Source organism: Enterobacter sp. CGMCC 5087, assembly GCF_003144775.1.
Taxonomy (GTDB): domain Bacteria; phylum Pseudomonadota; class Gammaproteobacteria; order Enterobacterales; family Enterobacteriaceae; genus Enterobacter; species Enterobacter cloacae_M.
In genome coordinates, this window is sequence record NZ_QFXN01000012.1 from 1 (window position 1) to 7182 (window position 7182).

Sequence of the window (7182 nt, forward strand, 5' to 3'; positions counted from 1 at the left end):
AGGCAATAACTCCATGTATGACCAGCCCCGAAATAATGCGCTCGGACTGCGTAACCATAATCCGCTTAACCTGCGCTCTGCATCGAATGAAACCGGCAAGGTCTTCGCCGGAAAAAATGGCTATTTTTCCCGGTTCGGTTCGGATGAGGACGGTCTGGCCGCTGCGTCACGACAATTATTTTTGTACGGCGATCGGGGTAAGCATACCCTGCAGGATGTGATCAGCACCTTCGCGCCGCACAATGAAAATAACGTTGAAAATTACGTTTCGGATGTGTCCCGTGAGACAGGTTTTAAACCTGGTGAAAATATTGACCTTCACTCCCCGGATGTGCTGAAGCGACTGCTACCGGCGATGATAAAAGAGGAGCAGGGCACACAGCCGTTCAGCCGCAACGAGATTGATTCCGGGATACATGACGCCATTTTCGATCCGCGCTGGAGCGGGAAGCGAAACCCGGATTATCTGCTGGCGCAGCGAAGCCAGGGTGAACAGCCCGGCATTATCACGCCCGACCAGACGGCCGAACTGACAAAAGTACTGAAAGACATGGTGGCGCAATCCGGGCAGGATGGGAAAGCCCGGCTGGAAGTGACGCTGACAAACGCGAACGGTGAGCAGAAACGCGTTCAGGTTCCGTTTGGCGCGCGAGTCTCCACATCCATGACTTCATGACATAACGACCGCTTACGTTTATCCCTTGGCAGCCCGCACCGCGCGGGCTTTTTTGTGTCCGGAGAAAAGATGACCTTAATTTATGATGCGGTCAGTTCCGCTAAAGATGCGCTGTTTGGCCCCTCCGGTGACAGCTGGGTCTGGTCTGAACATCTGCATAAAGCCTCTTTTCGTGGAGTCCCTTTCGCCGTTGAAGGGGGAGAGGGCAGCTACGGCCGCCGGCAGGCCGTGCACCAGTATCCTTACCGTGACCAGGCATGGATTGAAGATATCGGGCGCAGTACGCGGCGCTTCACGCTGCGCGGTTTTCTGGTGCAGAGCAGTCGCCTGTATACCGCTCCGGATGTGATGACGCAGCGGGACTCGCTGATAGCCGCTTGCGAAACGGGCAGCGCCGGGACGCTGGTCCATCCGACGCTGGGTGAGCTGACGGTCAGCGTGCCGGATGGCGGCCTGAAGATTAGCGATACGATGGCCGGGAACGTGTTTCCGTTTACGCTGGCGGTCATTGAGTCCGGATTGCGGGTCTTTGCCATTACCCGGTCTGATGATGCGGCCTCTACCGTCCAGACCTCCTGGCTGTCGGTCGCGGCGCAGGCCGTGGGCACCTTTACCGGTGAAATACACGGGACGCTGAACTGGTTTGACAGCACCATGAAAACGCTGCACAACACCGCTGATTTCTGGGCACGCAGCGTGACCAGCACCATGGATTCCGCCAGCAACCTCGGCAATTCCCTGCACAATACGTTCAGCCGTGAAACCTACGGCCGCTATAACCATGGCCTTTTCAGCAACCCTTCATCGTCCGCCCAGGTGCAGGCGTCGCTGGCCTCCACCACGCAGAACACGAAAGCTGTTCAGGAAACACTGGGTTCACTGCTGCAGGACACCACGCCGGAAACTTACGCCAGTGATGCCCTCAATGTGATTAACGGCCTGCAACGGGTGATCCCATCGCCGGCTGACCGCGTTTACGCGATGCAGACACTCTCGGGGTTTACCGATCCACAGTGGCAACCTCCGGGTGGGGCGACTGTTGTATCCGGCATTGCGGTCCGTTTTTTTACCGCGCTGAGCGCCGGCGCGATGGCGAGTGCGGCGGCCAGTGTGCCGCTGCGAAGCTATGACGATGCCATGAGCCTTCTCGATGCGGTCAGTGACACGCTTGACCAGGCCATGCTGAATGCCGGGGATAACGGTGAGGACGGCCTCTATGATGCCCTGATGGTGCTGCGTGCTCAGACCATTTCGCTGCTTCAGGAGCGGGGCGCAAGCCTTGCACCGATGGTGCAGCAGCATTTCAGCGCCACCCTTCCGGCCCTGTTTCTTGCCAACCGGCTTTATCAGGATGCGGGGCGTTCGGACTCTCTGACCGATATGGCCAACCCCGTCCACCCGGCATTTATGCCCCGTACCTTTAAGGCGCTGAGCGAATGAATGATGAACTGACGCTTGAGGTCGGCGGTCGGGAAATTTCCGGATGGGACCAGGTGCGGGTTACCCGAAGTATTGAGCATTTACCGTCAGATTTTTCCCTGTCGCTGATGGACTATTATCCGGGCTCCGGTGAAAAGCAGCTGGTGGTGCCAGGGGAGCCCTGCGTGGTACGTCTGAGAGATGATCCGGTGGTGACCGGCTACCTTGACCGCTGGAGCGCCATGATTGGGCCCTCGCGCCACGAGGTCCACGCCTCGGGGCGGGGTAAATGTCAGGACCTCGTGGACTGCTCGGCCATCTGGCCAAACAACGTCATTGAGAATGCGACGCCCCTGCAGATAGCGCAGAAGCTGGCAGCGCCGTATGGCATAAGCGTCGGGACGGATGTGAGTGACCTGCAGAACGTGCCGCAGTTCTCGCTCAACTGGGGGGAATCGTCGCAGGAGGTGATTGACCGGATGATGCGCTGGGCGGCCCTGCTGTATTACGACCTGCCGGACGGCAGCCTGTGGCTGACGCGGGTCGGTACACGTACCGCGGCCAGCGGCGTGGCCGTCGGGCGGAACATTCAGGCGGCGTGGTATGACAGTTCCTGTGACGGCCGTTACTCGGAGTATACCGGCATCTCGATGCCCACCACGGCGGTGACCGAAATTTCACCGGATGAGGGTTACGCCTCCGTGACGCTTGCGACGGCTACCGATCCGGAAATCGCCGGTATGCGCTACCGGAATCTGGTGACGCTGATTGAAAGCACGCTCAATACCTACGGCGCGGCGCAGCAGTATATCAACTGGGAGATGAACCGCCGCTTTGGGCGCTCCAGAGTGCTGCATGTGACGGTGGACAGCTGGCGGGATACGGACGGGACGCTGTGGGAGCCCAACACCCTTATCCCGGTCACGGCCCCGCAGCTGAATCTCGATAATGACGCCTGGCTGCTGGGTGAGGTGACCTTTCAGAAGGACGATCGCGGCACCACGGCGCAGATGGTGCTGATGCCACCTCAGGCGTTCATCGTGGAGCCGTACCAGTTCTACAGCAACATTATGGAGCTGAATTACAAATGAGAGAGCCGCTATATCTGACGCTCCTGAAAAAAATCGGTGAGCTTGAGGGCCGGATGCGGGTGCTGTACCGGAAGTCGATGATGGCGCTTACCACGGGAAAAGTGACGGCCATAAAGGATGCGGGGGGCGTGCAGGTCCTGCAGTATCAGCACCCGCTGGAGGTCAGGGGCAGCACGCCGCGTATGGCCGAGTTTGGGTTTTCGTCCGGACTGCCGACAGGAACGGACGTGCTGATTGCCTGTATTGGCGGAGACCGGTCATCGGGGATCGTGATTGCAACGAATAACTCGGCTTACCGTCACAGCGGGCTTAATCCGGGGGAAACGGTGATTTACAGCCAGTGGGGCCAGTTCGTGAAGCTGACTGAACGCGGTATTGAGGTGCAGGCGAACGGCCAGGCAGTCGATGTGAAGCAGGCCACCCTGGTCACTATTGAGGCGGCGCAAGGAGTCATGATGAAAACGCCGCTGCTACAGTGCACCGGTGATATTCAGGACAACTGCGAGGGCAATACCACCACGCTGAAATCGCTCCGTGAAGCCTACATTAAACACGATCACGACGTGGAAGGCGTTGAATCCGGGAACGCCACCAAAACCACAGAACCGACGAAGGATAAGCCATGAGCGATATTCGTACTCTCTGGCCCGCCCCGGACGGGAGCGCGGCTGACTGGATAGTGGTCCCAGGTGATTTGCAGCAGGGTGAGGATCTGCAGACGGCGGTTTACATCAGTCTCTTCACCGACCGGCTGGCGCGCAATGACGATCAGATTGATGGCAGCGATCGACGGGGATGGTGGGGCGACACCGGCGAGGAATATCAGATTGGATCCCGTCTGTGGCTGCTGCGCCGTCAGAAGCTGACGGTACAGGTGGCCGGCAAAGCGGAGGACTACTGCCGGGAAGCGCTGCAGTGGCTGCTGGATGACAGCGTGGTCAGCCGAATTGATGTCCGGACACGTATCGTTTATCCCCGGACGCTGCTGGTCGGCGTGGCGTATCAGGAGCCCGGAAAGGCGGCTCAGAGCGTAAAATATTCATGGGTATGGGAGCAGTAATATGCCGTTTGCAAGACCAACACTGAGCGAACTGCGCGCGCGTAACGTGGCGTTTATTGAGTCGGAGCTCCGGGGAAAAGGGCTGGGGTCTCTGCTACGATTTTCAAACCTGCGCGTGCTTGCCAATGCCGATGCCGGCATGGCGCATTTGCATTATGGCTATCTGGATTATCTGGCGCTGCAGACCACGCCGTATACGGCTACAGATGAATGGCTGGCGGGCTGGGCGGCCCTCAAGAATGTGTTTCGTAAGCCTGCGGCCGCGGCGACCTGCTCACAGGTGCTGATGGACGGAATGGCGGGAAGGACCGTGCCTGCCGGGAGCAGCGTTCGCCGCAGCGACGGCTACGAATACCGCATTGATGCGGAGGTGACGCTGGGGCCTGACGGGAAGGGAACGGGGGCGATAACCGCCATTTTACCGGATCCGGCAACGGACCCGACAGGGGGAGGGAATGCCGGCAATGCCCCCGCCGGGACGCTCCTGACGCTGGATGTGGCCCTTGCCGGGGTGGATTCGACCGTGACGGCCGTGACGGCCATCGCCGGTGGCGCTGACATTGAGGAGGAAGCGGCCTTTCGGGCAAGGATGCTGCTGGCCTGGCAGGATACGGCGCAGGGGGGTAACGATACGGACTATGAGCGATGGGCGCTTGAGGTGCCGGGCATCACCCGCGCATGGGTGGTCCGTCGCTTAATGGGCGGCGGTACGGTCGGAATTTATATTATGTGCGACGGGGTCAGCGGGCATCCGGACGGTTTCCCGGTCGGCAATAACGGCGTATCACGTTTTGAACCGGATAATGCGAACGTGGCGACCGGCGATCAGGGACGCGTGGCGGACGCATTGTATCCGCAGCATAACGTGACGGCTGAGGTCTGGGTCTGTGGCCCTGTGCCACTGCCGGTGGATTTTGAGATACGTGGCATCAGCACCGCGACGATAGAGACGAAAGCGGCCATAAAGGCGGCTGTAGACCAGGTGTTCTACAACGAAGGCCGCCCCGGCGTGAAGCCGGCCATCGATACGCCGCCGGTGGTTATTGACCTCTCCTCGATTGAGCTGGCCATTGCCGGCGTGCCCGGCACGAAAGGGTTCCTGCTGACCGCGCCGGTTGATAATATCAGGCCGGGCATCGGGCAACTGGCCATCACCGGGGAGATGACTTACACATGATCCCGGGCCGCTTTTCTACGGATGACTATACCCGCGCCCTGCTGGCACTGATGCCATCAGGGCCGGCGTGGAGCAAGAGTCGGGATGCTGTGCAGGTCGCCGTTCTGCGTGCACTTGCAGAGGGTTACCGCCAGAGTGACGCTGACGCACTGGGGCTGCTGAGCGGGGCGTATCCGGCCACAGCGGATGCCTTTCTGCCTGAGTGGGAGCTGACGCTGGGCCTGCCGGACCCCTGCGTGTACGGTATGACGGAGGATTCTGACGCGCGCCGGCGCGCCGTGGTGGCAAAGCTGACCTCCGTCGGAGCACTGTCCCGCACATACTATGAAGACGTTGCCCGGGCTCTTGGGTTTACTGTCCGGATAACCGAATACCGGCCCTTTCGGGCGGGCATGTCCGGTGCGGGTCAGGCCCTGAATCAGGGGGGCTGGCCGTTTACCTGGTGCGTGGCCGTCATATCACCGCCGGTGACGCCGGATAATTATGACGCATACCAGCAGATGGTCTGCACCCTGACCCGCGAATCACCGTCTGAAACCCTGCTGATTTTTAGTCACTGACCTTTAAAATTTTATTAATCGTCTTCACCGGCGAGGAACAAACACATGCAAAAAATAGGAAGCAGCACAAACACCGCTGACGCGAACGGTGAATTTACGGACGGCGACCCGCAAACGCAGGTTCCGTGTACGTGGGTGATGGCCGCCTGGCTGAACACGCTGCAGCGCGAGCTGGTCCACCTGTGCGAAGAAGCCGGGATCACGATTGACCCGAATGATGACACGCAGGTTTATCAGGCCATCGCGCAGCTGCTGAACACCAGTACGGAAGGGATGGTGAAAACCGTCAATGAACGCCAACCCGACGAACACGGAAACGTAAAGCTGGGTAGTGCAGCGGATGCAGATATACAGACATCAAGAGATGACGTCACTGCCGGGCGTGTGCTGGTCAATGGTGGTGCGCTGGCCCTGCGTACCGTTCTTGCGGGGGCAGGGCGGGCGGTAACAGATTTTGACGGGTTACCCGCAAACTCGGTCAGCTTTGGCTACAATGACGCAACTCACTCACCGGGGTTTACAGGGTCGGTTCTTGATTTTTCAGGCTCCAGCGGCAAATACAATGCGCAGATTGCCACCCAGTACAACGGCAATGGAAACCATATCGCATTCCGCACTCATAATGGCGACGCGGCAGGAGCCTGGAATAACTGGTTTGAGCTGTACCACACGGGAAATAAACCTACTGCCACTGACATGGACGCTCTACCTCTGGCGGATACTGACCTTAATGCAGACCTGAATACACTCGGCGCGTATGCCAGTGCCGGGGTTTACCATCAGGTCTCCAACGCTGATGCGACAGCTGCAAGTCATTATCCCATCGCAGAAGCCGGTACGTTGCTTGCAACCCCCAGCGCCTACGGCTGCCAACAGGAGTACACCACTTTTAGTTCAAGGAGAAAATTCATTCGCGGGCTGAGTGCGGCCTGGAATGGCACCAATGGCCCGTGGCAGGACTGGAACGAACTCTACGGACCGACCAACCCCAACGAGATTGTCAGCACGTCCGCGAACAGCTACCGCATTGTGTACGGGAATTACGGCGCGTTCTGGCGGCAAGATGGCGGCAATCTCTACCTGATGCTGACCAACAGCGGCGACGCGCACGGAAGCTATAACAGCCTGCGTCCGTTTACAGTGAATCTGGCATCAGGGTATATCACGATGGGCCGACTTGGGCTCACTGATTATACCAA

General features: G+C 59.1%; 7 protein-coding genes and 1 pseudogene. All 8 read left to right on the top strand.

Annotated features, from left to right (window positions below; all coding sequences use genetic code 11):
• Positions 1-676 (top strand): annotated as a pseudogene (locus DEO48_RS26670) (hypothetical protein); the annotation flags it as partial.
• A 69-nt stretch (positions 677-745) separates the two neighbouring features.
• On the top strand, positions 746-2116 hold the full coding sequence (locus DEO48_RS00095; RefSeq protein ID WP_109843946.1) for a DNA circularization protein: 1371 nt from the start codon (positions 746-748) through the stop codon (positions 2114-2116).
• On the top strand, positions 2113-3186 hold the full coding sequence (locus DEO48_RS00100) for a phage baseplate assembly protein (RefSeq protein ID WP_109843947.1): 1074 nt from the start codon (positions 2113-2115) through the stop codon (positions 3184-3186). The genes DEO48_RS00095 and DEO48_RS00100 overlap by 4 nt, the downstream gene beginning before the upstream one ends.
• Before the next feature lie 32 nt (positions 3187-3218).
• Positions 3219-3812 carry a phage baseplate assembly protein gene (locus tag DEO48_RS00105; RefSeq protein WP_181366946.1) on the top strand — a complete coding sequence of 198 codons (594 nt, stop codon included), beginning with the start codon at positions 3219-3221 and terminating at the stop codon, positions 3810-3812.
• Positions 3809-4246 (top strand): phage GP46 family protein, encoded by a 438-nt coding sequence (locus tag DEO48_RS00110; RefSeq protein ID WP_109843948.1) that lies wholly within the window; start codon positions 3809-3811, stop codon positions 4244-4246. The genes DEO48_RS00105 and DEO48_RS00110 overlap by 4 nt, the downstream gene beginning before the upstream one ends.
• A 1-nt stretch (position 4247) precedes the next feature.
• Positions 4248-5423, top strand: a complete 1176-nt coding sequence (locus DEO48_RS00115; RefSeq protein WP_109843949.1) for a baseplate J/gp47 family protein — start codon at positions 4248-4250, stop codon at positions 5421-5423.
• Complete coding sequence (locus tag DEO48_RS00120; protein WP_109843950.1) at positions 5420-5983, top strand: YmfQ family protein; 564 nt, start codon at positions 5420-5422, stop codon at positions 5981-5983. The genes DEO48_RS00115 and DEO48_RS00120 overlap by 4 nt, the downstream gene beginning before the upstream one ends.
• 45 nt (positions 5984-6028) lie before the next feature.
• Positions 6029-7182: pyocin knob domain-containing protein (locus DEO48_RS00125; RefSeq protein ID WP_219932999.1), on the top strand; the 1154-nt coding region annotated here is incomplete at its 3' end.